Source organism: Bradyrhizobium sp. MI1.10 (genome assembly GCF_055811035.1).
This window is the reverse complement of the sequence record NZ_JBVVPN010000063.1, coordinates 1-24,884: the sequence shown is the minus strand read 5'-3', so window position 1 is coordinate 24,884 and position 24,884 is coordinate 1. Positions and strand designations below refer to the sequence as shown.

Here is a 24,884-nt window from a genome sequence, read left to right as displayed (position 1 = left end):
GGGATTCACCAAGACAGGATAGTGCATTCCCTTCTCCTTGCCACCGCCTTGCGAGCCACCGGCCGGAACCGCTAATCTGGCCTATCTTCCTGTTTTTCGAGCACAATTCACGTCATGACCGCGCCGATCGCCATCATCATGGGAAGCCAGTCGGACTGGGACACGATGCGGCATGCCGCCGACACGCTCGCAGGACTCGGCGTTGCCGCCGACACCCGCATCGTTTCAGCCCACCGCACCCCCGACCGGCTGTTTACGTTCGCCAAAGGCGCCAAGACGGCCGGTTACAAGGTCATCATCGCCGGCGCGGGTGGCGCAGCCCACCTGCCCGGTATGGCGGCGGCGCTGACGGAACTGCCCGTGTTCGGCGTCCCCGTCGAATCCAGGACGCTCAAGGGCATCGATTCGCTCTATTCGATCGTCCAGATGCCCGCAGGCATCCCGGTCGGCACCCTCGCCATCGGCAAGGCCGGCGCCATCAATGCGGCGCTGCTGGCGGCCGCCGTGCTGGCCTTGTCCGACCCGGCCTTGTCCGACCGCCTCGCCGCCTGGCGCAAGGCGCAGACCGAGGCCGTGGCCGAGCGCCCGGAGGACAAGGCGTGACTGACGCAAAGCAGGTGAAGCTGAAGCCCGGCGACACCATTGGCATCCTCGGCGGCGGACAATTGGGTCGGATGCTGGCTATGGCGGCGGCACGGCTCGGCCTGCGCTGCCAGGTGTTCTCGCCGGATCCGGACTCACCGGCCTTCGACGTCGTCCTGAATGCGACCTGCGCCGAATATGCCGATGTCGAAGCACTCGAGCTGTTCGCCAACGACGTCGACGTCATCACCTACGAATTCGAGAACGTGCCGTCCGCGGCCGCGATGGTGCTGGATGCGCGCCGCCCGGTGCTGCCCAACCGCAAGATTCTCGAGACCACCCAGGACCGACTCGCCGAAAAGGATTTCGTGACCCGGCTCGGCATCGGCACCGCGGCCTATGCCGACGTCACCTCGGTCCCGTCATTGCGCGAGGCGATCGCCAGGATCGGCCTTCCGGCAGTGCTGAAGACCCGTCGCTTCGGCTATGACGGCAAGGGCCAGGCCATCATCCGCGAGGGCGACGACATCGCGAAAGTGTGGACCAGTCTCGCCACCAAATCGGCCATCCTGGAAGCCTTCGTGCCGTACGAGCGTGAGATTTCCGTGATCGCCGCCCGCTCGGCCACAGGCCAGGTCGAGTGTTTCGACGTCACCGAAAACGAGCACCGCGACCACATCCTGAAGATCTCCCGTGCGCCCGCGCGGATCCCGGATGTGCTCGCCGAGGAAGCGCGCAGCATCGCCGGCAAGATCGCGGGCGCGCTCGATTATGTCGGCGTGCTTGCCGTCGAGATGTTCGTGCTCGCCAACGGCACCGGACCCAAGGTGCTGGTCAACGAGATCGCTCCGCGCGTGCACAATTCCGGACACTGGACGCTCGACGGTGCGTCCGTCTCGCAGTTCGAGCAGCACATTCGCGCCATTGCCGGCTGGCCTCTCGGCAAGCCCGTGCGCCACGGCGAAGTCGTCACCATGACCAATCTGATCGGCGACGAGATCAACGAGTATGAGAACTGGCTGAGCGTGCCGGGCGCGACCGTGCACATTTACGGCAAGGGCGCGCCGCGTCCCGGCCGCAAGATGGGCCACGTCACCGAAGTGCGACCCACGACCGGCAAATAACGGGACCGCGGCGTATGCCGCGATCCCGCTTTGCGATTACGCCGTCTTTGCGCCCGCGACGACGCCGGTGGGTTCGTCGCTGAGCCAGCGATAGATCACTCCGCCCAGCGCGCCGCCGATCAGTGGCGCAACCCAGAACAACCAGAGCTGCGACAGCGCCCAGCCGCCGACGAACAATGCGGGGCCCGTGCTGCGCGCCGGGTTCACCGAGGTGTTGGTGACGGGGATGCTGACGAGATGGATCATCACCAGCGCGAGCCCGATCGCCAGCGGCGCAAAGCCCACGGGCGCGCGGCCGTGGGTAGCGCCCATGATGATGAACAGGAACATCATGGTCATGACCACCTCGGTGAGAAAGCACACGATCATGCTGTACTGGCCGGGAGAATGGGCGTCGTAGCCGTTGGACGCGAACCCTTTACTGACGTCGAAGCCGGGCGCTCCGCTTGCGATGACGTAGAGAAGCCACGCGGCCACGATCGCGCCGGCCACCTGCGCGATCACATAAGGCAGGATCTGTCCGGCCGGAAAACGTCCGCCGGCAGCAAGGCCGACAGTGACGGCCGGATTGAGATGGCAGCCGGAGATGTGGCCGATCGCATAGGCCATGGTGACCACGCTCAGCCCGAATGCGAGGGAGACACCGACCAGACCGATGCCGACCTGCGGAAAGCCGGCTGCGATCACAGCACTTCCGCAACCTGCGAATGTGAGCCAAAAGGTGCCGATAGCTTCGGCCGCGTATTTCTTCATATCCATGTGTCGTCCCCTGCTTTCAAAGATTCCGGAACAAAGCTCCGGAAACGGCCCCACCCTTGGCGTCAAATCTCCCAAATCAGGGCCGCACAGAGGTATTTTGCCTCATTTAATGGCTGAACTTGGCCCGAAAACCCGCTTGGCCGGTGGACATCCCAGGTTTTGTCTGATACATCCGCGCCCTCAAGGTTAAGGGCTTGTGCGTTTCGCCATCCCCTTTGACTTACCAGAATTCAAATCCGATCCACTGAAGAGGATGCCGCGTGCAGGTTCTCGTCCGCGATAACAATGTCGATCAAGCCCTCAAGGCGCTGAAGAAGAAGATGCAGCGCGAGGGTATTTTCCGCGAGATGAAGCTCCGCGGTCACTACGAAAAGCCCTCCGAGAAGAAGGCCCGCGAAAAGGCCGAAGCCGTGCGTCGCGCACGCAAGCTGGCCCGCAAGAAGCTGCAGCGCGAAGGCCTGCTGCCGATGAAGCCGAAGCCGGTGTTCGGCGCTGGCCCCGGCGGTGATCGTGGCGGTCGCGGCGGCCCGGGTGCTGGTGCAAGTGCCGGTCCGCGCGGACCGCGCTGATTTACCGGACTTGAGAGACTTCAGTTTTCGATGACGCGGGCCCCTGGCCCGCGTTATTGTTTTGTGAGCGGTGCCTTCCTGGGATGGGGCACTCCCGATGCGGCACTAGCGCGAGCGAACCGTAGATGGCCTCCCCTTTCCCCAAGCGCGGCTTGGCGCGGTTACGCCAGATCTTGCTGCAGCCATTTGCGCTGGCCTTGATGGGGATTTCGCTGTGCGGCTGCTCCTTCGACCTGGGATCGCTGACGCCGGAGAAGGAAAAGCCGCAGGAGGCACCCAAGGCGGCCACGACCGCCGAGAATGTGGTCAGCGCCGGCAATGTCAGCGAAGCCCAGGCCCATACGGCAAAGGCCCAAGCCTTGGCAAAGTCCGGCGAGACGGCGGCCGCGCTCGATGAATTCAATCACGCGGTCGGACTCGATCCCTACAATGCGCAGGCGCTCTATGGCCGCGCCCTGATCTACCAGGGCAAGAACCAGCACGATTTCGCGATCGCCGATTTCAGCGCGGCGAGCGGCCTTAACCCGCAGAAGGTCGAGCCGCTGCTCGGCCGCGCCAACAGTTATCTCGCCCTCGGCAAGGCCAAGGAGGCCGCGGCCGATCTGGATGAGGCTTCCGAGGCCGATCCCCACAATGCCCAAGTTTGGACCATACGCGGCCAGGCCTATGAACGGCTGGGCGACAGGACCAAGGCGGCGGCGTCCTACACCAAGGCGGTCTCGCTTCGTCCACGCGACGATGCCGCCCGCAGCGGCCTCGCCCGCGTCGGCGGCTGACGATTCTGGCGAAGCCGCAGGCGCCGTCTTAATCCGGGGTGACGCCCTTCGGCAGAACGGAGTGGAACATGGACTTGACGCCCGACAGCATGTCGTCGGCGACATTGGTCTTCGGCCGCGGCATGGACGCGCCGGCATCGGCGCGCAGATCGAGCGGGGGCGCGATCATCGGGACAGGAATGTCAGCCGGCGGCGTCAGCCGATTCGGGTTCTCGTTGCCGACCGAGGCCGTGTAGGGCGGGTTCGCCTGCGACGAGCCGCCATCGCCATAGGCCTCGGCTGCGGGCGTCGAGACCGTGATCGGCGGCGGCAACGGACGCACCGTTGACTGATCCAAGGGGATGATACGCGGAGCCTCCGGGCTGCGGGCGGCTTCGCGCACCGCAGGCTCCTGAGTCTTCTCGGGCGCCTTGGCTTCCGAAGACTTGGTCTCAACCGACTTGGCCTCAACGGCTTTACCCTCAGGCGACTTGCGCAGGCGCTCGATCGCGGCGCGCACGAGATCGTTGGCGTCGGGGGTTGCGGTCGGTGCGGCAGCAGCCGGCGCCGAATTGGCCTCCACCACCGGGGTGGCGGGAACGGGTGCACTGACGGCCGGGGTGGACTTGGCGACTGCCTTCTCGCGCGCGGACGGCTTGCCGCGCGGGGCGGCCTCGGCCGGTGCGACGTCCACCGTAGAAGTCTTTGGCTCCGCGGCGGGCTGATCGCCAGCCTTCTCGGTCGCCGGCTTGTCCGCCACCTTCTTCTCGGAAATACCCTTGGCCTTGACGCCCGGCGTGGGCAGGTTGGCCAGATCGGCGGGCTTGCCGTTCTTGCCAGCGTCGGCAGGCGCCATCACGGCCGCGGGTGCATCCGCCGCCGGCTTCGCGTTGATGTAATGATTAACGATGTATGCCCCGATGATCGTTGCGAGCACCGAGGGGAAGATGTCCATCGAGATTTTAGCGATGTATTTCAGCATTCCGGCCACTCCCCGCGCGATCTGATGCGGGAACTTTGAGGCATAGTGAGGGATCAACTGCGACGGATCAATGGCAAAGGGGTACGCCGGATTTACGACTTCAGCTCAACCTCAAGGAACACGATCTCGGTTGCGGTTTCGTTAAGCACATCGTGCTGGACGCCGGCCTTGCGAAAATAGGATTTTCCGGCCGCAAGTTGCGCCTTGGACCGCTCGCCATTGGGTGCCACGATGGTCATTTCCCCTGCGACCACGGGAACAATGACGTAGTCCATGCCGTGGGTGTGATGCCCGGTGGCGCTGTTTGGCGCGAGCCGCCACTCGGTCACCCGAACCTGCTCATTGTCGACCTGAACCTCGGACTCGGCGGCAAGCATCGGAACTCTCCTGGGGCATATCCGGAAAACCGGTTCAGGGCACGAAAACCATGAACACGTAGACGGCAAATACCACCATATGGACCAGCCCGAACAGGACATTGGTCCGGCCCGTACCGAAGGTCAGCATGCTCAAAAAGAAGGTCAGGAGCAAAAGCACGCTGCCCTGGCCGCTGAGGCCGAGCGTGAGCTCCTTGTCGAGCGCATAGGTGGCGACACCGACCGCCGGGATGGTCAGCCCGATGGTGGCCAGCGACGAGCCGAGCGCGAGGTTGATGCTCTTCTGAAGGTCGTTTTTGCGAGCCGCCGAGACGGCTGCGACGCCTTCCGGCAGCAGGATCAGGAGCGCGACCAGAAGTCCGGCAAAGGCAGGCGGCGCGCCGATCCTGGCCGCGACCGCATCGACCACCAGCGAGAATTTCTTGGCCAGCAGCACGACCGCCAGCAGCGCAATCAGCAGCAGCACGACGCTGAGCGCCAAGGTCCTCCCCGACAGATGCGCCTCCCCGCTCCCGCCGCCCGCCCGGTCGTGAACGAAGTAATCCTTGTGCAGCACGGTCTGGGTGTAGAGAAACACCCCATACAGCGCGAGTGTGACCACGTCGACGAAGCCGAGTTGAGCCGCCGAATAGACGGGGCCCGGCGTGGTGGTCGTGTAGTTCGGCATGATCAGGGTGATGGTCGCGAGCGCGAACAGCACGCTGAGATAAACGTTGGCGCCGGAGAGCTGAAAACCCTGCTCGCGATAGCGCAGGCCGCCGATGAAGATGCAGAGCCCGACGAGGCCATTGCAGACGATCATGACCACGGCGAACACGGTGTCGCGCGCCAGTTCCGGGGCCGGCTTGTCGCCCAGCATGATCGTGGTGATCAGCGCCACCTCGATGATGGTCACCGCGAGTGTCAGCACCAGCGTGCCGTAGGGTTCGCCGACCCGCTCGGCGATCACTTCGGCATGATGGACCGCGGCAAACACCGTGCCGAACAGGATGACGAGGAGCACGAGGGCGAAGACGAGCCCGCCGAACGACAGCGTGAACGCGTAGTCCGTCGCGCTGACGGCCGCGAACAGCAGCACGGCCAGCGCCGGAAAGATCCAGGCCGACCGAGGCATCGGATTGTGCGCGCTCATCCACCGGCTCCAATTGCTTCGCGCAAATTCATCGCATCTTGGGCGAGCAGTAGCAAATCGGGTGGCGGATTCAATGCCAGCGCAGGATCGGAGCGAACGGCAGCAGCGTCAGCAGCACGAATAGCGGGATCAGCACCGCGCTGGCGCGCACGAAATAACCGAAGAAGCTCGGCATCTTGATGCCGTTCTCGCTGGCGATGCTGCTCACCATGAAATTCGGCGCATTGCCGATATAGGTGAGCGCGCCCATGTAGACTGCGCCCATGGAAATGGAGGCGAGCGTGCCCGAGAGTTCGTGCATCAGCACCTGCGGGTCGCCGCCGGCGAGCTCGAAGAACAACAGATAGGTCGGCGCATTGTCGAGGAACGCCGACATCAGACCGGTGAACCAGAAATAGGCAACCTCGCGCGGCGTGCCGTCCGGCGCCGTCACGGCCGACAACAGCCAGGCGAACGCGCCGTGATGGCCGGCATCGAGCATGGCGATGACCGGGATGATCGCGACAAAAATGCCGGCGAACAGCTTCGCGACCTCGCGGATCGGCTCCCAGGTGAAGCCGTTGGCCTGCCTGTGCTCGTCCGGCGTCAACCACACCGACAGGGCCGCTATGGCCAGCAGCGCCGCGTTGCGGGCGATGTCTTCCAGCTCCAGCCTGGTTCCGAGAATGTCGAAGGCGATGCCGGGCTTCCACATCGCCGACGCCAGCAGGCTCGCGACGATGGCTGCGATCAGCACCAGGTTGACGAGGCCGCGGATGCGGACCGGCTTCGCGGCGCCGGCGGCGCTGAACAAAGGTTCGCTACGGAAGCGCCAGACGTCGATGACGACGAAGATCGCGAGCAGCAGTCCGGCAACGATCGCCGTCTGCAGCCAGATGGTCCGCGTGGTCCAGAAGAAGTCGACACCGTGCAGGAAGCCGACGAACAGCGGGGGATCGCCGAGCGGGCTCAGCGCACCACCGACATTGGCGACCAGGATGATGAAGAAGATGACGACATGGGCGTTGTAGCGCCGCGGCCGGTTGGCGCGGATCAGAGGGCGGATCAGGATCATGGCCGCTCCCGTGGTGCCGACGACGCTCGCCATCACGGTGCCGAGCGCAAGGATGCCGGCGTTGGCCGCCGGTGTCGCCTTGATGTCGCCCGTCACGAGAATGCCCCCAGCCACGACATAGAGCGAGAACAGCAGCACGATAAAACCGAGATATTCGGCGAGCATGGCGTGAACGAGCGCCGCCAGCGTCGCCGTGCTCCCGGCCAAGATGACGAGCGAGGCGAGTGCCAGCAGCGACCAGGCTGCGGCGATCTTGCCGTAATGATGGTGCCAGAATCGTGCAAATAGCAGCGGGCCGAGCGCAATCGACAGCAGCAGGCCGGCAAAGGGAAGCGCATAGGGCCAGCCCATCGCCGCGCCGTCGAGCCCGGTCGCAGCCCATGCGTGCTGTGGCAACAACACGACGAGGATCGCGGCGATGAACCCGCTCGCGCGCCGAACGACAAGTCGTCTAGGAAGCAATGAATCGCCTCGCCGTTTCAATCGCACCGAACGCATCGAGATTGTCGTGTCCACCGCCTGCAAAGCGAACGAACTGCTTCGGTTCATGCGCAAGCGCGAACAGACGCTCTCCGAACACGATCGAAATGGCAAGGTCATTGGTGCCATGCATCACCAATAGCGGCACAGTGACGCGCGGGATGCGCTCGTCGGAATGAAAGGGATCGCGCATCAGCAGACGCACCGGAACGAACCAGAACGATGATGCTGCAATGTCGGCCGTCGATGTATAGGGCGCTTCCAGGATGAGTTTTCCAACACGATGCTCCGAGGCGATCGCGACCGCCACGCCTGTCCCGAGCGAAAAGCCCCAGGCGGCGATTCGTTCCGCCGCGTAGCGCGCAGTGGTGAAGGCGTAGGCGGCCGCGGCATCGCGCAGCAGGCCCGCCTCGCTCGGCGCCCCGCTCGAGCCGGCATAGCCGCGATAGGACAGCGCGACGAGGCCGGTGCCGTCCGCCGTCATGGCCTTGAAACGGCTGACGCGACCGGCGAGATAATCGCCATTGCCTGGGAAATACAGGATCACGGTGCGGCCGGGCCTCGCCGGCACGTGCCAGACGATGACCTTCTCGCCATCAGAGGTGGTCAGGACGTGCTCTTCGGCCTCAGGGAGGCCTGCGGCATCCGGCGCGGTTCGACCGACGGGCGGGATCGGAAACAGCATCTCGCGCTGCCTGACATACAGCACGAGGAGACCGGCGCAATAGACGGTCACGAGCAGGATGGCGATCCACTTGACGATGGTCATGATGACACGGCCCGGCCCCCGTCAAGGCTTTGCACCGGCTCCGCAGCAATTTCATGACCTCGCGGGAGGCGCGCCGGCCGCACGCCGCCCAATGAGCGGTGTGCCATACGACGCGCTGCTCGCGCGTCGCTTTGGCAATGGCCCGCTTGCCTCCGCGCTACATCGCCTTGACGATGTTCTCGGTGACCTTCTTGGCGTCGCCGAGCAGCATCATGGTGTTGTCGCGATAGAACAGCGGATTGTCGATGCCGGCATAGCCCGAAGCGAGCGAGCGCTTGATGAACATCACGGTGCCGGCCTTCCAGACCTGGAGCACGGGCATGCCGTAGATCGGCGAGGTCTTGTCCTCTTCGGCGGCCGGATTGGTGACGTCGTTAGCGCCGATCACGAACGCGATATCGGCCTGCGCGAATTCGGAGTTGATGTCCTCGAGCTCGAACACCTCGTCATAGGGCACGTTCGCTTCGGCCAGCAGCACGTTCATGTGGCCGGGCATGCGGCCGGCGACCGGGTGAATGGCGTATTTCACCTCGACGCCTTCCTTCTTCAGGACGTCGCCCATTTCGCGTAGCGCATGCTGAGCCTGCGCCACCGCCATGCCGTAGCCGGGCACGATGATGACCTTCTGCGCGTTCTTCATGATGAAGGCCGCATCATCCGCCGAGCCGAGCTTGGCCGGCTTCTGCTCGCCGCCGCCACCGCCGGCCGCCGCGGTCTCGCCGCCGAAGCCGCCGAGGATGACCGAGATGAAAGAGCGGTTCATCGCGTGGCACATGATGTAGGACAGGATCGCGCCGCTCGATCCCACCAGCGCGCCGGTGATGATCAGCGCGGAATTGCCGAGAGTGAAGCCGATGCCGGCCGCGGCCCAGCCCGAGTACGAGTTCAGCATCGAAATCACGACCGGCATGTCGGCGCCGCCGATCGGGATGATCATGAGGACGCCGAGCGCCAGCGCGATGATGACGATCAGCCAGAAGTCGAGCGCGCTGCCCGACATCACCAGCCCGACGATGAAGACGACGAGGGCGATCGCGAGCGCGATGTTGATGATGTGGCGGAACGGCAGGATGATCGGCGCACCGCTCATCCGCGCGGACAGCTTCAGGAACGCGATCACCGAGCCGGTGAAGGTCAGCGCGCCGATGGCGACGCCGAGCGACATCTCGACCAGGCTCTGCGGATGGATGTTGCCGGGGCTGCCGATGTCGAAGGCCTCCGGCGCGTAGAACGCACCGGCGGCGACCAGCACCGCGGCCATGCCGACCAGCGAATGGAAGGCGGCGACCAGTTCCGGCATGGAGGTCATCGGCACCCGGCGGGCGATCACCGCGCCGACGCTGCCGCCGATCGCGATGCCAAGGATCACGAGGATCCAGGCGAGGCCGTCCGCCGGCGGATGGCTGGCCAGCGTGGTGGCGACCGCGATCGCCATGCCGATCATGCCGAAGAAATTGCCCTGCCGCGATGAGGCGGGGCTGGACAGCCCGCGCAGTGACAGGATGAACAGCACACCCGCCACGAGATACAGAACTGCAGCCAGATTGGCGTTCATCTCAGGTCCCCTTTGTCTTCGTCACCCCGAGGTGCACGCCGCTCACTTCACCTTCTTCTTGTACATCGCCAGCATGCGCTGGGTGACAAGGAAGCCCCCGAAGATATTCACGCAGGCAAAGATGAGCGCGATGAAGCCGAAGCCGCGCGCCCAGGCCGAGCCGCTCGAGATCATGCCGACGCCGACCGCGAGCAGCGCGCCGACCACGATCACCGAGGAGATCGCGTTGGTGACGCTCATCAGCGGCGTATGCAGCGCAGGGGTCACCGACCACACCACGAAATAGCCGACGAAGACGGCGAGAACGAAGATCGACAGCCGGAAGACGAAGGGGTCGACGACTTGTGCAATATGCTCCATGACGGCTCTCCTTACGCTTTCGGCTGGAAGTTCGGGTGGATGACGGCGCCGTCTCTGGTCAGCGCGGTCGCTTTGACGAGTTCGTCGTCCCAGTTCACGGCCAGCGCCTTGCTGGTCTTGTCGACCATCGTTTCGATGAAGTTGAACAAATTGCGCGCGTAGAGGCTGGAGGCCGACGCGGCGACGCGGCCGGCAACGTTTGTGTAGCCGACGATCTTGATGCCATCGACCTCGGCGACCTCGCCCGCCTTGACGCCTTCGACATTGCCGCCGCGCTCGACGGCGAGATCGACCAGAACCGACCCCGGCTTCATCGACTTGACCATGTCGGCCGTGACGAGCCTCGGCGCCGGCCGGCCCGGAATCAGCGCGGTGGTGATCACGATGTCCTGCTTCTTGATGTGCTCGGCGGTGAGCGCGGCCTGCTTGGCCTGGTACTCCTTGGACATTTCCTTGGCGTAGCCGCCGGCGGTCTGCGCGTTCTTGAATTCCTCGTCCTCGACGGCGAGGAATTTTGCGCCGAGCGATTCGACCTGCTCCTTGGTGGCGGGCCGGACGTCGGTCGCGGTAACGACGGCGCCGAGACGGCGCGCGGTCGCGATCGCCTGGAGGCCGGCGACGCCGACGCCCATCACGAACACTTTGGCGGCGGGCACCGTGCCGGCTGCGGTCATCATCATCGGGAAGGCGCGTCCGAAGGCCTCGGCGCCCTCGATCACGGCGCGGTAGCCGGCAAGGTTGGCCTGCGAGGACAGCACGTCCATCACCTGCGCGCGCGTGATGCGCGGCATCAATTCCATCGCGAAGGCGGAGACGCCGGCATCGGCGATCGTCTTCAGCGCGGCCTCATTGCCGTAGGGGTCCATGATGGCGATGACGAGCGCGCCGCGCTTATACTGCGCCAACTCGGAGGCTTCAGGGCGCTTCACCTTGATGATGATGTCGGCGTCCTTCAGCGCGTCGGCGCTGACGGTGGCGCCCACGGCGGTGAATTCGGAGTCCGGCAGACCCGACTTGAGGCCGGCGCCCGGCTCGACGGCGATCTCGGCGCCCAGCGCCTTGAACTTCTTCACCGTATCCGGCGAAGCGGCGACCCGCGGCTCCGACGGATCGATTTCCTTGGCAACGGCGATCTTCATAGGCCCTCCGGCGACGCGGGAAAGAGCGCGCACGCGAACTTAGCGTTACTCCCGCAACGTTGGATACCGGTTTTCAATCCGGCTTGATTGCAAATTTTATGGGCACCGACGACGCTGGCGGTGCTGCAGGCGATGGATCAGGTCAGAAAGATCGCCATCAGGATCACGATAAGCGCGACCGAGACCGTGCCGTACTTCACCAGCTTGATGAAGCCCTCGTAGGTCTGCTCGTGGGCAACGTAGTCGTTGCCGTCGGCGGTGCTGTACGCCACTTCGCTATGGTCAGCCATGAATTGTCCCCAGTCGAAAGTCGAATTTCATGGCTGGGATACCGCAAACTTTCGGGCAGGGCAACGGCACGGAGGCGCGGTTTCCCGGCAAATCGGGTCATTTGGAATTCCGATTGGCGGAATCCCGCTCGGACCGGTGGTCCGCCCGTTGGAGGCGGTCTCAGGCGCCACGAACCGAAGGCCTCTCAGCGCAGGCCGAGCGCACGGCGGACTGCGCCGATCGGCTCCACCTTGCTGTCGCAGAAGTTTCGCTTTGCACAGCGTTCTCCCGGAACGTTGACGACGATCGCATCCGCGCCGGCATCCTCGGTGAGAAAACCGTGGGTCATGTGGAAACCCAGCGCGCGGTAGACCTCGAACTGCTCCTCCGAGAAGAACTGGTCACCGGTGGTTTCGTGCGGGAAGGTGTCGTTGCGGCGTGCATAGTCGCGGATGTAGTCGTTCTCGTCTCCGGTCAGGGACGATTTGATGTACACGAGGTGCCCCTTTTCCCCCGAGCCGTAGTCGATGGTGCCGACCGCCATGTGCGGTCCGCCCGCGGCGCGCCGGGCCGCGGCCGGGGATTTGGTGGCGTTGCACTTCATCCACTCCAGCGTCGTGTTGCGGATCGGCGTCCACGGCAGGTCGATGATGATCCCGAGATCAATGCGCGCATAACGCTGCAGCGTCACCAGCGACGAGAAATTCATCGGCGCATCGGCTTCCGCGTCAACCGCGATGATCACCTTGCAGCGTCGTCGCAACAACTCGTAGACACCGAGATTCTCGATGTGTCCGCCGTCCGTCAGGTAGACCGCATCGGCATTCTCGTAGAGCCGGCCCGAGATCTCAGACCATAGAAACAAAGGGGTCGAGTGGTGCTGCGGCTTGTCCTTTGTCGAGACCCAGCGCGGGTTTTTCAACCAGTACCCGAGGCGCACGTTGAGGAGCGCCAGGGTCGGGGTCAGCGAGCGGATCGACCCCGAGCCCATGTTCGACGAAGCGGCGGCCCCGGAGATCGCCATCGCGGTCGCAAGATCGAGGCCCGGCGCGACCTTCTCGAATGCCGGTGTATTCGCATAGCCGGTGGCCTCGCTGCCGACGTGCAGCGGCGAGAATATGAAGAAATCAGCGTTCCGTCCCCGCCGATTGGCGAAATCGGATCCCTGGATGTTCAGGGCGGCGTTGATGATGGGATATGGCGAGGCGAGGCTGCTTTTTTTCGATGTCGTGACCGTCATCGCTCCCGCTGGATCAGCGCCGTAGACCATCTGATGTAGCAGAGCGCTCAGCTTCTCCTCGTCGAGCGGAAGGAAATCCCTCCCCTGGTCCAGGCTCGGCATGTTCCGCGACGGCTCCCCGTCAGCGTAGTAGAGCGGATTGAACAAGAAGGCCTTGCTCAGGCGATCACGATAGAGCCGGTGCAACGAATTGGCATTCGGCCCGAGGACCCACGACAGGCTGAATAGAGCCGAGCCCGAGAAGAAGTAGAGCAGCACCATCCGCCAGCTGACACTGTTGCCGAACTGGTACTTCGACCAAGTGAATGTGTTCGGGGACTGCAATGATGCAACAGAAAACAGCCATGCGGGGATGTGCGAGATCGGCCCCACCGGCTTGGAGGCGACGACCTTCGCTTCGCCATTGGTGATCTCGGCCGAGAGCTTGCGCGTCGCCGAGTCGAACTGGACATTTCCCTTGACGTCGACACCGGCCGCGGGCGGCACGGGTTGCACGCCAGCCGCTCCCCACTCCTCGATCATGGGATATTGGCGGTAGGCGGCGTCGAGCGTCTTGTCGTTCGCGATGCCCCAATAGCAAAGATAGAGATATCCGACCCAGATCAGTAAGGGCAGCGCCAGTCCCGCGACAAGCACGGCTGCTTTCGCCGCATGGGCGAGCAGGCGTGAGCCAAGGTCCGAGGCGCCGGCGCCCTTCAGCAGGTCGGCGAATTGCTGCCGGAACAGCGTGACGGCCGCCGCAACCGGCGCAGTGATGGCCGCAAGCGATTGGAGCCATTTGATTGCAACGCCCCCAATGATGCCGCCGGACTGAACCGTGTTGGCGTCGGCGACATCGAACATCTGGGCGATCATGAAGGGCTGGAATTCGAAGAAGCAGATGGCGGCAAGCAGAACGAGATAGGTCGCGCCGACAGTCGACGGATAGCCGCGGAATTCACCTCCCTTGGTCGATGAAATCGAGCGCAGCACGGCCCAGCCGAAGAAAAGCACGAGGCCGAGCAGGAGCGCTGCAAGCGAAAGGCCAAAGTGATCGACGTTCAGGCAGCTGGCGATCGCGCAGATGAGTCCCAGCGCAAACGCAAGACCGGCCAGGTAGCGAAAAAGCTCGCGTCGCCCGACTTTGAAAAGGCGCCCGACCAGCAAAAGCAGCGAGGCGGCAACAAGGCCGCCAAGAAAGAAGGCAGGCATCAATCCCAGGCTGGAGAGGGGACCAAGATTGCTGGTGTCGTCGACGCTCAGCCCGAAGAAATTGGTCGTATAGAGTGACGAGCGTGCGGCGTTGGACAGGATCGTGATCACGGCAACGAGCAGTACGACCGGCAGCGTCAGGCTCAGATTGGCAACGAGCCCACGCACGACGATTGCGACGCCGGTGATCAGGTCGCGCGCGCCGGCCGGAACGAGGTAGTTCGAGTAATTCCGGATATGGCCCACCGCAGGCGTGTCACTGATCTCATTGGCGCTCTCGGCTCCGGGTGTCGGCGTGCTTCCGAAGACGAAATTCTGCGCCCGCGTCATGGTCGCCGTGAACGAACAGCCGGTGTAACCGCCGCCGGATACGGTCGACAGATAGTCGATGTGCTTGATCAGCCCGTGGTGATTGAAAGCCTGCAAGACGCCGAGGCAGATTGCGGAGGATCGGATCCCCCCGCCTGACAGCGCAAGGCCGACCGTGTCGATCGCCTTTTCGTCGCCAGGGTATGCGACGGGATCCACGCCCTGGGCGCGGCGGCGGTTGTTGATGGCTGCGAGCTCGCGCTTGACGATCTTCCGGTGCTGTGTCCCCCACAGCTGCTGTTCCTCGACAGCCCGTGGCGGCTCCACCTTGGGGTCTGGGGCACTGATCCTGGCCATGTTCGCCTCCCTGGCCGAGCACACCACGCCGATCAACAATCATAGATTGCATTGCAGGTCGAACCCGCCTGCAAGAATTAGTCTGGCCCCAGGCACAAACGTTCAATGTGCAGGGCGGGAACTATACAACCCGCCCCGCCCGTCGTTGGAACAACGGGACATTCGGACGGCCGACCCAACCCGCTCGCTGCAGCGCCGAAGACGGCTCGGCTCAGCCCATCGCTTCCAGCTCGTCGATCATGCCGGCGATGACGCTCAGGCCCCCGTCCCAGAACTTCGGATCCTTGGCGTCTAGGCCGAACGGCCGCAACAGTTCGGAATAATGCTTGGTGCCGCCGGCGGCGAGCATGTCGAGATAGCGCTCGGCAAAGCCTTCGGCCGCGTTCTCGTAGACGGCGTAGAGCGAGTTCACCAGACAATCGCCGAACGCATAGGCGTAGACGTAGAACGGCGAATGGATGAAATGCGGGATGTACATCCAGTAGTTCTCGTAGCCCGCTTTGATCTCGATTGCCGGCCCGAGGCTCTCGCCCTGCACCGAGAGCCAGATCTCGCCGAGCCGCGTCGCGGTGAGCTCGCCGTTCTTGCGTTCGGTGTGGACCGCGCGCTCGAAGGAATAGAACGCGATCTGCCGCACCACGGTGTTGATCATGTCCTCGACCTTGCCGGCGAGCAGCGCCTGGCGCTGCTTTGCGCTCCTGGTCTGCGCCAGCAGCCGCCGGAAGGTCAGCATCTCGCCGAAGACGCTTGCCGTCTCCGCCAGCGTCAGCGGCGTCGGCGCCATCAACGCGCCGTTCCTGGCCGCCAGCACCTGATGCACGCCGTGGCCGAGCTCATGGGCGAGCGTCATCACGTCGCGCGGCTTGCCCTGGTAGTTCATCAGCACGTAGGGGTGCGCGGACGGCGTGGTCGGATGCGAGAAGGCACCCGGCGCCTTGCCCGGGCGCACCGGCGCGTCGATCCAGCGGTCGGTGAAGAAGCGCTCGGCGATGTCAGCCATCTTTGGCGAGAAGCCGCGATAGGCGGTCAGCACCATGTTCCGCGCATCGGGCCAGCCGATCACGTCCGTCGCCGCAAAAGGCAGCGGCGCGTTGCGGTCCCAATAGGCCAGGCGCTTCCTGCCGAACCAGCGTGCCTTCAGCGCGTAGTAGCGATGCGACAATTTTGGATAGGCCGCGCGCACCGAGGCGACCAGCGCATCCACCACCTCGCGCTCGACCCGGTTGTTGAGATGCCGGGAATCCGCCACGTCCTTGAAGCCGCGCCAGCTGTCGGAGATGTCCTTGTCCTTGGCCAGAGTGTTGGTGATCAGCGCAAAGGTGCGCTCATTGGCCTTGAAGGTCTTTGCGAGCGCCTCTGCTGCGGCCTTGCGCTTGGCGCCGTCGCGGTCCTGCAACAGATTGAGCGTCGGCTCGATCGCGAGCTCCTTGGACCCGACCTTGAAACGCAGGCCGGAGATGGTCTGGTCGAACAGCCGGTTGAAGGCGGAATAGCCGGTCTGCGCCTTCTCCAGGAAGAGCTGCTCGAGCTTGTCGTCGAGCTGGTACGGCTTCTCCTTGCGCAGATCCTCGATCCAGGGACGGTAGTGCGCGAGCTCGGTGGCCTGCATCGCGCGGTTCAAAATATCGTCATCGACACGATTGAGCTCGAGCGCGAAGAACAGCAGATGCGTCGATGCCGCCGTCAGGCGCTCGGAAACGTCGCCGTAAAACTTTGAAATCTTGGGGTCCACGCTGTCGCCGGCATGAACGAGGCCGGCATACGAGCCGAGCCGGCCGGCGAGGTCGTCGATCGCCTCATAGCGTCGGACGGCTTCAGCGAGCCATTTTCCGCCATCTTCCTTTGCTGTTCCTGTTGCGAGCTTGCCCTTGTAGTCCGTCTCGAACGCGACGCAATCGGCATCCATCTTTGCGAGATCGCGCGCCACTTCCGGCGCATCGATCCCGGAATAAAGGTCGGCGAGGTTCCACTCCGGAAGCTTGCCGGTCTTGCTCGCAGGCTTCGCGGATGAAGGCTTGGCAAGCGAAGGCTTGGCGGGTGCACGCTTGGAGGGTTTTGCCTTGGCTGCGGATGTCTTGGTGTTCGGCTTGCGAAGAGCGAGCTTGCTGATGGCGGACTTCTTAACTGCAGGCTTGGAGCGCGAATTCATTGTGTGGGAAACCTGTGTTCAACAATCGCAACGGCGGGCGGGGGCATCAGGGTTTAACAGTGCGTTAATCGGCTTCGGCCAGAGTGCCCCGATTCGAGACAGATAGTAGTAGCGTGCGGGGAACACCATGGCTGCCAGTATTTTGATCGCCGACGACGACGCTGTAGCCCGCCGGCTGGTCGAAAACATGGTGCAGAAATGCGGCTATGAGACGATCGTGGTGGACTCCGGCGATGCGGCGATCGCCGCCCTCACCGCCCCTGACGCGGCCATCGACGGCGTCATCCTCGATCTCGTGATGCCCGGCCTCGACGGCATGGGCGTCCTGGCGAAAATCCGCGAAGCGGGTCTCAGCATCCCCGTCATCGTGCAGACGGCCCATGGTGGCATCGACAATGTGATCTCGGCGATGCGCGCGGGCGCGGCCGATTTCGTGGTCAAGCCGGTTGGCCTGGAGCGGCTCCAGGTCTCTCTTCGCAACGCGCTCAATTCGTCTGCGCTGAAGGGCGAATTGCAGCGCATCCGTCATAGCCGCGAGGGCCGGCTGACCTTCTCCGACATCATCACCCGCGCCGAGGCGATGGCGGGCGTGATGCGCGCGGCGCAGAAAGCAACAAACTCATCGATCCCGGTGCTGATCGAAGGCGAGTCCGGCGTCGGCAAGGAGATGTTCGCGCGTGCCATTCATGGCAGCGGCGAGCGCAAGGCAAAGCCGTTCGTCGCTGTCAATTGCGGCGCGATCCCCGACAACCTCGTCGAATCCATCCTGTTCGGTCACGAGAAGGGTGCCTTCACGGGCGCCACCGAACGCCACACCGGCAAGTTCGTCGAAGCCCATGGCGGCACGCTGTTCCTGGACGAGGTCAGCGAGCTGCCGCTGGCCGCGCAGGTCAAGCTGCTTCGCGCGCTCCAGGAAGGCGCGGTCGAGGCGGTCGGCGGCCGCAAACCCGTGAAGGTCGACGTCCGCATCATCTCGGCGACCAACCGCAGGCTGCTTGAGCGGGTCAAGCAGGGCCACTTCCGGGAAGACTTGTTCTATCGCCTGCACGTGCTGCCGCTGACGATCCCCTCGCTGCGCGCCCGGCGCGAGGACATTCCACATCTCCTCAGGCATTTCCTGGCCCGCTTTGCCGCGGAGGAGAACCGCCCCATCACCGGCATCAGCGGCGAGGCTGTTGCGCACCTCGCCCAGCTCGATTGGCCCGGCAACATCCGCCAGCTTGAAAACGCGGTCTACCGCGCCGTGGTGATGAGCGACGGCGACCAGCTTGGCCTTGACGACTTCCCCCTGATCGCCTCGCAGCCGCATCCGGGAACAGACATTCCGACCGCGCCGCTGATGCTGGAGCCGATCGCGGCCCCCTCCGTCGTATCAGGTAATGAAATTCCGATCGCGCCGCTACCCGTGGCGGGTGCGCTCTCCATGCTGACCGCGACCGGCGACGTCCGGCCGCTGGAGGAGATCGAGAACGAGATCATCCGTTTCGCGATCTCGCATTATCGCGGGCAGATGTCGGAGGTCGCCCGCCGCCTCAAAATCGGCCGGTCCACCCTCTACCGCAAACTCGATGAAGCCGGGGTTCCCGGCCATGGCGGCAAAAGCGGCGAGGAGACGCACTGAGCCTGATGCGAACGAAGGTTCGTCCGGGCGCCGCGAAACGACTGTAAGCCATTCGCATGACCACGGAATTCGACTGCGATCTGAACCGTGACTTGGAAGTGACAGACACAGGGAAAAGCGCGTGGCAGAAGCGCACAATCCGTTGCCAAGCGGCTTGCTTGAAGTCAGTTTGTCGTGAGTTGTCCCGGGTAGCGCTGGCCGCGAAATCGGGGCCTGTATATCGTCTGCGTAGGATTCGTTGCGTGCAGGCGTGCAACTTTCGAGAGGCCGGCGCGGTTTAGCCGAAACTCAATAGGCGATAACGAAGCTGTTCCACGGGGGACAGTTCACCCGAGGGGTGCGACACAATGCGTGACTGTTTGAACCACCGTGCAGGCTTTGACCGTGTCTTGATGACGGTCGCGGCGACCTTCCTCACGGTATCGGCCAGCTCGGCCCTGGCGCAGGATCAGGCGCGCAGCAGCGCTGCCGAGCTCGCGATCGAAGCTGCGATCCCGCGCCCCGAACCCGCAAACGTCCCGCCCCCGACCGCATCCGACATCAAGCTCGACACCACCGCCACGGTTCAGGACTCGGCAAAGGAGCCGGTCAAGGAACCCGTGAGGGCCGAAGCCGCTCCCGCGCCGGACAAGGTCGAGACCAAGCCTTCCGACGTCGCCACCACGCCCGCCGCCGAGGCGACGAAGAGCGAGACGGCGAAGACTGAGCCTGCCAAGTCCGAACCTGCCAAGGCCGACACGGCGACCCCAGCGCCGGCCGCGCCCGCCACCGCTGCTGCTCCGGCCTCGGAGCCGGTGAAGGCCGCGAGCAACGTTCCCGCGGCCGACCAGCCGGTCGCCGACAAGCTCAAGGACATCATCGGCGCCAACGCTTCGCGCTATTTCGACCGTAAGAACGAACGCGCGGCGATCGAGAAGTTTTACGGCGCACGCGACTTCGCACCGGTCTGGACCCAGGCCGGCAACCTGACCACTGCGGCCAAGGGCGTGATCGCACGGCTGAAGGACGCGGCGTCCGACGGTCTCAATCCCGCCGATTACCCGCTGCCGGACTTCGCAGCCGCCACGACACCCGATGCGCTCGCCAATGCCGAGCTCAAGCTCACCGCCAGCATGTTCGACTATGCGCGTCAGGCCCAGAGCGGCCGCATGCACTGGTCGCAGGTCAGCGGCGACATCCTCTACCCCGAGCATCCCGTCGATCCGAACGAGGTGCTCGCCAAGGTCACGACCGCAGCGGACGCCTCCACGGCGCTCGACAGCTACAATCCGCCGCAGAAGCTCTACAAGGAGCTGAAGGCGAAGCTCGCGGAGCTCCGCGGCCAGGGCAACGGCCCGGCGATCGAGATCGCCGACGGTCCGGCGCTGAAATACACCCCGGCCGGCAAGAAGCAGGCTGAAATCGTCGTTGAAGATCCGCGCGTGCCGCAGCTGCGCGCCAAACTCGGCATCACCGAGAACGCCAACGATACCCGCTATGACGCGGCGGTCGCCGAAGCCGTGCGCAAATTCCAGAACAGCGCCGAGCTCAAGGCGACCGGCATCCTCGACGACAAGACGGTCAAGGCGATCAACACCCCGAAGCGCGACAAGCAGATCGACGTGGTGCTGGTGAACATGGAGCGCTGGCGCTGGCTGCCGCGCGACCTGGGCGTTCCCTCGCTGGGCGATGCCTACGTCATCCTCAACATTCCCGACTACACGCTGAAGGTGATGCAGCGCGGCCAGCAGGTCTGGACCACCCGCGTCGTCACCGGCAAGCCCGGCACACATGCGACCCCGCTGCTCACCGAGACGATGAAGTACATCACGGTCAATCCGACCTGGAACGTGCCGCCGTCGATCGTCTACAACGAATACCTGCCGGCGCTTCAGCAGGACCCGACCGTGCTCCAGCGCATGGGCCTCAAGCTCGAGCAGAACCGCGACGGTTCGGTCCACATCTCGCAGCCGCCCGGTGAAGCCAATGCGCTCGGCCGCATCCGCTTCAACTTCCCGAACAAGTTCCTGGTCTATCAGCACGACACGCCGGACAAGAACCTGTTCGCCCGGGACGAACGCGCCTTCAGCCACGGCTGCATGCGCGTGCAGAACCCGGATCAGTACGCCTCGGTGCTGCTCAACATCGCGATGCCGAACGAGAAGTACACGCCGGAGCGCGTGCGCAGCATGTACGGCAAGAGCGAGATCGACCTGAAATTCCCGACCCCGATCCCGGTCAACATCACCTATCAGACCGCATTCGTGGACGAGGGCGGCAAGCTGCAATTCCGCAAGGACGTCTATGGCCGCGACGCGACCATGATCAACATCCTGAAGAACGGCCGCGGCAAGGACCTCGAGAACGTCGTCGCGCACTCCCAGCCGAGCTATTCACGCCCGGCAACGACGCTGCCGAACGGCGTGCTGGCGGCCAACAATGGCGGCTCGTCCGGCCCGAATTTCTTCGAGCGGCTGTTCGGAGCGCCCACCCCGCCGCCGGCACCGGTCGGCCGCCGGCCGCAGCAGCAGCGGGTGTTCACCCGCTGAGCCAAGCCCGCCCCAGGACCTGATTTCCTGAAATTCTGCAATAAAATCAGCGACCTCATCCTTTGGATGGGGTCGCTTAACGTTAACCATTCTCCCCCTGACCTCGGGCAGCGGGCGTTTTTTTGCCACACTCACCCGGTTAGGTTCGCGATCTGACTTGGTTTGGGGGCGGGAAGGTCAACCTCGAATTAACCTTCTCGCTTTAACAAAGCGTTCATCCTCTTTCGCGCGCTAACGGGGTTAGCGGGAGAGTCCATTTTGAACGCTCGTCGACTGGGTGGGCTCTAACGTGCTGACTGGAATCGCACGCCAATTCGCTGTGCTGTCGTTGTCCCATGCGGGAGTGAAGGCCGGTTCCAGGATCGGCCTCGCTGCCGTATTGCTGCTTGCTGCCGCGGGTTCAGTTCATGACGCCGCCGCGCTCAACGAGACCAAGACGCTCTCCTTCCACCACACCCATTCCGGCGAAGACCTCACCGTCACCTTCAAGCGTGACGGACGCTACGACGAAACGGCGCTGAAGCAGCTCAACCACTTCCTGCGCGACTGGCGTACCCAGGACGAGACGGTCATGGACCGTCACCTGTTCGACATCCTCTGGGAAGTCTATCGCGACGTCGATGCCAAGCAGCCGATCCAGATCATCTCCTCCTACCGCTCGCCCGCCACCAACGCCATGCTCCGCCGCCGCTCCGCCGGCGTGGCGCGCTTCAGCCAGCACATGCTGGGGCATGCGATGGACTTCTACATCCCGAACGTGCCGCTGGAGCAGATCCGCTTCGCCGGCCTGCGCCTCCAGCGCGGCGGCGTCGGCTTCTACCCGACCTCAGGCTCGCCCTTCGTGCATCTGGACACCGGCAGCATCCGGCACTGGCCGCGCATGACGCATGACCAGCTCGCCAGGGTCTTCCCGGACGGACGCACCGTCCATGTTCCGACCGACGGCACGCCGCTGAAGGGCTATGAGCTTGCCAAGGCCGAGATCGAGCGGCGCGGCAGCGGCGAGGATTCAGGCAGCAAGTCGAATTTCTTTGCCGCCCTGTTCAAGGGCAAGCCGGCTCCGGCCGCCACGAGCAACGACGAGGATGACGAGAGCGCGCCCGCTCCGGCCGCGAAGCCTGTCGCGCCGACCGTGGTCGCCGCCGCGACCAAGCCGGCCGATCCGGTGCCGACGCCGCGCGCCAAGCCGTCAGTCGCGGCGACCATTCAGCTCGCCTCGGCCGATGCGCAGATCGTCGCGCTACCCAAGTCGAAGCCGGCGCCCGTGGCTGACAAGCCGGCCGCCGGCAAATCTGCTGACGCCAAGCCCGAGACGCCCGCCGACATCATCAATGCCCGCGGCTTCTGGGACGCCCCGGCCACGCCGCAGCAGGCGACGCCGGCCCAAATTGCCGCGCTGAAGGCACGCCAGGCGCTTGCCGCCGCCACCGATCCGCAGCCGACCGCGAGCGTGTCCAGCGCCGCCTATCAGGCGCTGGCCTACGCGCCGGCGTCCGCCTCCCCGGTCGACCGCGCCAATGTCGTCGCCGCCTCTGCGCCGATCCCGCGCTCCGCCCGTCCCGCCGCCGCGTCGCGCAACCTTGCGCCCGCGACCGAGATCAACACGGTGGTCGGCAAGCGCGTCGACGGCATGGTCGCAACCGCGACCCGGCTCTCCGCAGCCAAGGGTGAAAGCATCTGGCTCAAGATCGTGATGCTGTCGCCGAGCGCCAGCCGCGCGATGTCGGTCACGCTAATGGGCGAGCTCGACACGGCCGCAATGCGCGCCTACTTCGTCAAGCCGCAATCCGTGGTCGCCATGGGCTTTGCCGACGATCCGATGCAGGGCCTGTCCTGCGACAGTTTCTCGGGCACCGCCACCGCCAAGCTCGAGACAACGTCCTTCGTCATGCGGACGGCTTCGCTGCGCTGAGGCTGATAAGCCGCGCCGTTACCAAAATCTCTGTCGTCGTCCTGGCGAAAGCCAGGATCCGTACCGCGTGATCCATCTGGCTCACGCGGTACGGATACCAAGCGACGAATTTTCGCCAAACTGCTCCCTGGGATAATGGGTCCTGGCCTTCGCCAGGACACGACACCGGGCTCAGATCATCCCCAGCGCTTGCATGTAGGTCTCGAGGATCGTCTCGGCCTCGGCGCGCTCGTTCGGGTCCTGCTTGCGCATGCGCACGATGGTGCGCAGTGCCTTGACGTCGTAGCCGTTGCCCTTGGCCTCGGCGAAGACGTCGCGGATGTCGTCGGAGATCGCCTTCTTCTCTTCCTCCAGCCGCTCGATGCGCTCGATGATGGACTTGAGCTGGTCCTTGGCAAATTTCGTCGCGGGCTCGTCGTCGCGGACGGCGGCGGAGGTGGCCATCTTGGTACTCCCAATGGAACTGGCAAAACGAGGTGACGCCGGCATCCTCACCGCGCGTGCTGGTTAGACCCTTAGGGTTCGGACCTCTCGCGTTCAAGGCAGCATCGCGCTCGTCCACAGCGCGCCCACACCTTCCTTCGGCGCGTCGAAGAAAGCTGTTGTGTGATGCGACTCAAGGGCAGTGCATATCGGGCTGCCGGCGAGACCGTTCAGTGCCCGGGATGAACCTTCTTCATGGAATCGAGCTGCTCAGGCGTGGCGGCGCCCTGGTATTTCGACTTCCAGGCCTCGTAGGGCATGCCATAGACGGCTTCCCGGCTCTCGTCCTTGCTCAAGGCGACGCCTTGGGCGTCGGCGGCGTCCTTAAGCCAGTTCGACAGGCAGTTGCGGCAGAAGCCTGCGAGGTTCATCAGGTCGATATTCTGGACGTCTGTCCGCGTCTTCAAATGATCGACCAGGCGCCGGAAAGCGGCAGCCTCGAGTTCCGTTCTGGTTTTGTCGTCGATTGCCATGGCTGGATCCCTCGGCTTTGCGAAATTGGCTGTGACCTGGATGGGTCACCCTTACGAGATCAGGTGGGGCCTGTCACAGATTTTGCCATATCGCGGCGCAAACGGGCGCGAAGCCGGCTTCGGGGCAGTTCCCGGGCCCTACGCCAAATCGTCAATGATCTGATATAGCTTCCGCGACAATGATCGCCGAATCTCCCCGCTCCCCCTTTCGCCTGCTCGCCCGGTTGGTCCCGGTGCTGGTGGTCGGCCTGCTGTGCCTCTGGGCCAGCCCGGCCTCCGCCGATTTCCGGCTTTGCAACAACACATCGAGCCGGGTCGGCATCGCGCTCGGCTACAAGGATGCCGAGGGCTGGACCACCGAAGGCTGGTGGAACATCTCGTCCCGTTCCTGCGAGACCCTGCTGCGGGGAACCTTGGTGGCCCGCTTCTATTACATCTACGCCATCGACTATGACCGCGGCGGCGAATGGTCGGGCCAGGCCTTCATGTGCTCGCGCGACAAGGAGTTCACCATCCGCGGCACCGAGGATTGCCTTGCACGGGGCTATGACCGCACCGGCTATTTCGAGGTCGATACCGGCGAGCAGCGGGCCTGGACGGTGCAGCTCACCGATGCCAACGAGCAGCCGTCAAAACAGCAGCGCGTGCCGGGAATGCCCGGCCCGGTTGGCCCGGGGGTTCCCGGTTTGCCCAATGGCCCGCCCGGTGGTACGC

General features: G+C 64.4%; 22 protein-coding genes. 8 read left to right on the top strand and 14 right to left on the bottom strand.

Features of this window, described 5'->3' with window-relative positions; genetic code table 11:
• Nucleotides 1-114: 114 nt before the first annotated feature.
• Both purE and AC0L3K_RS36680 read left to right on the top strand, forming a co-directional pair.
• Nucleotides 115-603, top strand: coding sequence for a 5-(carboxyamino)imidazole ribonucleotide mutase (gene purE, locus AC0L3K_RS36685; RefSeq protein WP_354160017.1), 489 nt, complete (start codon nucleotides 115-117; stop codon nucleotides 601-603).
• Nucleotides 600-1,706, top strand: a complete 1,107-nt coding sequence (locus AC0L3K_RS36680; RefSeq protein ID WP_219681688.1) for a 5-(carboxyamino)imidazole ribonucleotide synthase — start codon at nucleotides 600-602, stop codon at nucleotides 1,704-1,706. The genes purE and AC0L3K_RS36680 overlap by 4 nt, the downstream gene beginning before the upstream one ends.
• A 36-nt stretch (nucleotides 1,707-1,742) precedes the next feature.
• Here AC0L3K_RS36680 and aqpZ read toward each other — a convergent pair whose 3' ends face one another.
• On the bottom strand, nucleotides 1,743-2,465 hold the full coding sequence (gene aqpZ / locus AC0L3K_RS36675) for an aquaporin Z (protein WP_007596263.1): 723 nt from the start codon (nucleotides 2,463-2,465) through the stop codon (nucleotides 1,743-1,745).
• Nucleotides 2,466-2,725: 260 nt separating this feature from the next.
• Here aqpZ and rpsU point away from each other — a divergent pair, with 260 nt between their 5' ends.
• Together rpsU and AC0L3K_RS36665 are read left to right on the top strand one after the other, a co-directional pair.
• Nucleotides 2,726-3,034, top strand: a complete 309-nt coding sequence (rpsU, locus tag AC0L3K_RS36670) for a 30S ribosomal protein S21 (RefSeq protein WP_007596265.1) — start codon at nucleotides 2,726-2,728, stop codon at nucleotides 3,032-3,034.
• Between the two features lie 125 nt (nucleotides 3,035-3,159).
• A complete protein-coding gene (locus AC0L3K_RS36665; RefSeq protein ID WP_007596267.1) occupies nucleotides 3,160-3,810 on the top strand; it encodes a tetratricopeptide repeat protein in 651 nt (216 codons plus the stop codon).
• 28 nt (nucleotides 3,811-3,838) lie between these two features.
• Here AC0L3K_RS36665 and AC0L3K_RS36660 read toward each other — a convergent pair whose 3' ends face one another.
• The 11 genes from AC0L3K_RS36660 to AC0L3K_RS36610 all read right to left on the bottom strand — a co-directional run bounded on the left by AC0L3K_RS36660 (nucleotide 3,839) and on the right by AC0L3K_RS36610 (nucleotide 17,153).
• Complete coding sequence (locus AC0L3K_RS36660) at nucleotides 3,839-4,771, bottom strand: hypothetical protein (protein ID WP_473367880.1); 933 nt, start codon at nucleotides 4,769-4,771, stop codon at nucleotides 3,839-3,841.
• A gap of 92 nt (nucleotides 4,772-4,863) precedes the next feature.
• Complete coding sequence (locus tag AC0L3K_RS36655; protein WP_007596270.1) at nucleotides 4,864-5,148, bottom strand: cupin domain-containing protein; 285 nt, start codon at nucleotides 5,146-5,148, stop codon at nucleotides 4,864-4,866.
• Between the two features lie 34 nt (nucleotides 5,149-5,182).
• The gene (locus tag AC0L3K_RS36650) at nucleotides 5,183-6,280 is read right to left on the bottom strand and encodes a calcium:cation antiporter (RefSeq protein ID WP_007596272.1); all 1,098 of its coding nucleotides are present in this window, start codon (nucleotides 6,278-6,280) and stop codon (nucleotides 5,183-5,185) included.
• 70 nt (nucleotides 6,281-6,350) lie between these two features.
• Nucleotides 6,351-7,832, bottom strand: coding sequence for a sodium:proton antiporter (locus tag AC0L3K_RS36645; protein ID WP_473367879.1), 1,482 nt, complete (start codon nucleotides 7,830-7,832; stop codon nucleotides 6,351-6,353).
• Nucleotides 7,786-8,583 carry an alpha/beta hydrolase gene (locus AC0L3K_RS36640; protein WP_473367878.1) on the bottom strand — a complete coding sequence of 266 codons (798 nt, stop codon included), beginning with the start codon at nucleotides 8,581-8,583 and terminating at the stop codon, nucleotides 7,786-7,788. Before AC0L3K_RS36640 ends, AC0L3K_RS36645 begins: the two co-directional genes overlap by 47 nt.
• 157 nt (nucleotides 8,584-8,740) lie before the next feature.
• Complete coding sequence (locus tag AC0L3K_RS36635; protein WP_007596277.1) at nucleotides 8,741-10,138, bottom strand: NAD(P)(+) transhydrogenase (Re/Si-specific) subunit beta; 1,398 nt, start codon at nucleotides 10,136-10,138, stop codon at nucleotides 8,741-8,743.
• Nucleotides 10,139-10,180: 42 nt separating this feature from the next.
• Nucleotides 10,181-10,498, bottom strand: coding sequence for a proton-translocating transhydrogenase family protein (locus AC0L3K_RS36630; protein WP_473367877.1), 318 nt, complete (start codon nucleotides 10,496-10,498; stop codon nucleotides 10,181-10,183).
• Between the two features lie 11 nt (nucleotides 10,499-10,509).
• The gene (locus tag AC0L3K_RS36625; protein WP_007596279.1) at nucleotides 10,510-11,637 is read right to left on the bottom strand and encodes a Re/Si-specific NAD(P)(+) transhydrogenase subunit alpha; all 1,128 of its coding nucleotides are present in this window, start codon (nucleotides 11,635-11,637) and stop codon (nucleotides 10,510-10,512) included.
• Between the two features lie 137 nt (nucleotides 11,638-11,774).
• A complete protein-coding gene (locus AC0L3K_RS36620; protein WP_007596280.1) occupies nucleotides 11,775-11,927 on the bottom strand; it encodes an aa3-type cytochrome c oxidase subunit IV in 153 nt (50 codons plus the stop codon).
• 185 nt (nucleotides 11,928-12,112) lie between these two features.
• Complete coding sequence (locus tag AC0L3K_RS36615) at nucleotides 12,113-15,004, bottom strand: cell division protein (RefSeq protein WP_473367876.1); 2,892 nt, start codon at nucleotides 15,002-15,004, stop codon at nucleotides 12,113-12,115.
• Between the two features lie 211 nt (nucleotides 15,005-15,215).
• The gene (locus AC0L3K_RS36610) at nucleotides 15,216-17,153 is read right to left on the bottom strand and encodes a M3 family oligoendopeptidase (protein WP_473367875.1); all 1,938 of its coding nucleotides are present in this window, start codon (nucleotides 17,151-17,153) and stop codon (nucleotides 15,216-15,218) included.
• Nucleotides 17,154-17,280: 127 nt separating this feature from the next.
• On the opposite strand from AC0L3K_RS36610, the gene AC0L3K_RS36605 reads away from it, so the two are divergent.
• The 3 genes from AC0L3K_RS36605 to AC0L3K_RS36595 all read left to right on the top strand — a co-directional run bounded on the left by AC0L3K_RS36605 (nucleotide 17,281) and on the right by AC0L3K_RS36595 (nucleotide 23,214).
• Nucleotides 17,281-18,774 (top strand): sigma-54-dependent transcriptional regulator, encoded by a 1,494-nt coding sequence (locus AC0L3K_RS36605; RefSeq protein WP_473367874.1) that lies wholly within the window; start codon nucleotides 17,281-17,283, stop codon nucleotides 18,772-18,774.
• Nucleotides 18,775-19,121: 347 nt separating this feature from the next.
• Nucleotides 19,122-21,302: a L,D-transpeptidase scaffold domain-containing protein gene (locus tag AC0L3K_RS36600; RefSeq protein WP_473367873.1), complete on the top strand. Its 2,181-nt coding sequence runs from the start codon at nucleotides 19,122-19,124 to the stop codon at nucleotides 21,300-21,302.
• 289 nt (nucleotides 21,303-21,591) lie between these two features.
• Nucleotides 21,592-23,214: a peptidoglycan L,D-endopeptidase MepK gene (locus AC0L3K_RS36595; RefSeq protein WP_311985818.1), complete on the top strand. Its 1,623-nt coding sequence runs from the start codon at nucleotides 21,592-21,594 to the stop codon at nucleotides 23,212-23,214.
• A 171-nt stretch (nucleotides 23,215-23,385) separates the two neighbouring features.
• Here AC0L3K_RS36595 and AC0L3K_RS36590 read toward each other — a convergent pair whose 3' ends face one another.
• Both AC0L3K_RS36590 and AC0L3K_RS36585 read right to left on the bottom strand, forming a co-directional pair.
• Complete coding sequence (locus AC0L3K_RS36590) at nucleotides 23,386-23,658, bottom strand: DUF2312 domain-containing protein (protein ID WP_007596286.1); 273 nt, start codon at nucleotides 23,656-23,658, stop codon at nucleotides 23,386-23,388.
• Nucleotides 23,659-23,867: 209 nt separating this feature from the next.
• Nucleotides 23,868-24,170 (bottom strand): DUF1244 domain-containing protein, encoded by a 303-nt coding sequence (locus AC0L3K_RS36585; protein WP_219681696.1) that lies wholly within the window; start codon nucleotides 24,168-24,170, stop codon nucleotides 23,868-23,870.
• Between the two features lie 179 nt (nucleotides 24,171-24,349).
• Here AC0L3K_RS36585 and AC0L3K_RS36580 point away from each other — a divergent pair.
• The coding region (locus AC0L3K_RS36580; RefSeq protein WP_473367872.1) for a DUF1036 domain-containing protein at nucleotides 24,350-24,884 on the top strand (535 nt) is incomplete at its 3' end.

What these genes read in the sequence shown, in the direction of transcription:
- purE (WP_354160017.1), top strand. Translation starts at nt 115, where the DNA reads ATGACCGCGCCGATCGCCATCATCATGGGAAGCCAGTCGGACTGGGAC.
- aqpZ (WP_007596263.1), bottom strand. Translation starts at nt 2,465, where the DNA reads ATGGATATGAAGAAATACGCGGCCGAAGCTATCGGCACCTTTTGGCTC.
- AC0L3K_RS36665 (WP_007596267.1), top strand. Translation starts at nt 3,160, where the DNA reads ATGGCCTCCCCTTTCCCCAAGCGCGGCTTGGCGCGGTTACGCCAGATC.
- AC0L3K_RS36660 (WP_473367880.1), bottom strand. Translation starts at nt 4,771, where the DNA reads ATGCTGAAATACATCGCTAAAATCTCGATGGACATCTTCCCCTCGGTG.
- AC0L3K_RS36655 (WP_007596270.1), bottom strand. Translation starts at nt 5,148, where the DNA reads ATGCTTGCCGCCGAGTCCGAGGTTCAGGTCGACAATGAGCAGGTTCGG.
- AC0L3K_RS36650 (WP_007596272.1), bottom strand. Translation starts at nt 6,280, where the DNA reads ATGAGCGCGCACAATCCGATGCCTCGGTCGGCCTGGATCTTTCCGGCG.
- AC0L3K_RS36645 (WP_473367879.1), bottom strand. Translation starts at nt 7,832, where the DNA reads ATGCGTTCGGTGCGATTGAAACGGCGAGGCGATTCATTGCTTCCTAGA.
- AC0L3K_RS36640 (WP_473367878.1), bottom strand. Translation starts at nt 8,583, where the DNA reads ATGACCATCGTCAAGTGGATCGCCATCCTGCTCGTGACCGTCTATTGC.
- AC0L3K_RS36635 (WP_007596277.1), bottom strand. Translation starts at nt 10,138, where the DNA reads ATGAACGCCAATCTGGCTGCAGTTCTGTATCTCGTGGCGGGTGTGCTG.
- AC0L3K_RS36630 (WP_473367877.1), bottom strand. Translation starts at nt 10,498, where the DNA reads ATGGAGCATATTGCACAAGTCGTCGACCCCTTCGTCTTCCGGCTGTCG.
- AC0L3K_RS36625 (WP_007596279.1), bottom strand. Translation starts at nt 11,637, where the DNA reads ATGAAGATCGCCGTTGCCAAGGAAATCGATCCGTCGGAGCCGCGGGTC.
- AC0L3K_RS36620 (WP_007596280.1), bottom strand. Translation starts at nt 11,927, where the DNA reads ATGGCTGACCATAGCGAAGTGGCGTACAGCACCGCCGACGGCAACGAC.
- AC0L3K_RS36615 (WP_473367876.1), bottom strand. Translation starts at nt 15,004, where the DNA reads ATGGCCAGGATCAGTGCCCCAGACCCCAAGGTGGAGCCGCCACGGGCT.
- AC0L3K_RS36610 (WP_473367875.1), bottom strand. Translation starts at nt 17,153, where the DNA reads ATGAATTCGCGCTCCAAGCCTGCAGTTAAGAAGTCCGCCATCAGCAAG.
- AC0L3K_RS36605 (WP_473367874.1), top strand. Translation starts at nt 17,281, where the DNA reads ATGGCTGCCAGTATTTTGATCGCCGACGACGACGCTGTAGCCCGCCGG.
- AC0L3K_RS36600 (WP_473367873.1), top strand. Translation starts at nt 19,122, where the DNA reads ATGCGTGACTGTTTGAACCACCGTGCAGGCTTTGACCGTGTCTTGATG.
- AC0L3K_RS36590 (WP_007596286.1), bottom strand. Translation starts at nt 23,658, where the DNA reads ATGGCCACCTCCGCCGCCGTCCGCGACGACGAGCCCGCGACGAAATTT.
- AC0L3K_RS36585 (WP_219681696.1), bottom strand. Translation starts at nt 24,170, where the DNA reads ATGGCAATCGACGACAAAACCAGAACGGAACTCGAGGCTGCCGCTTTC.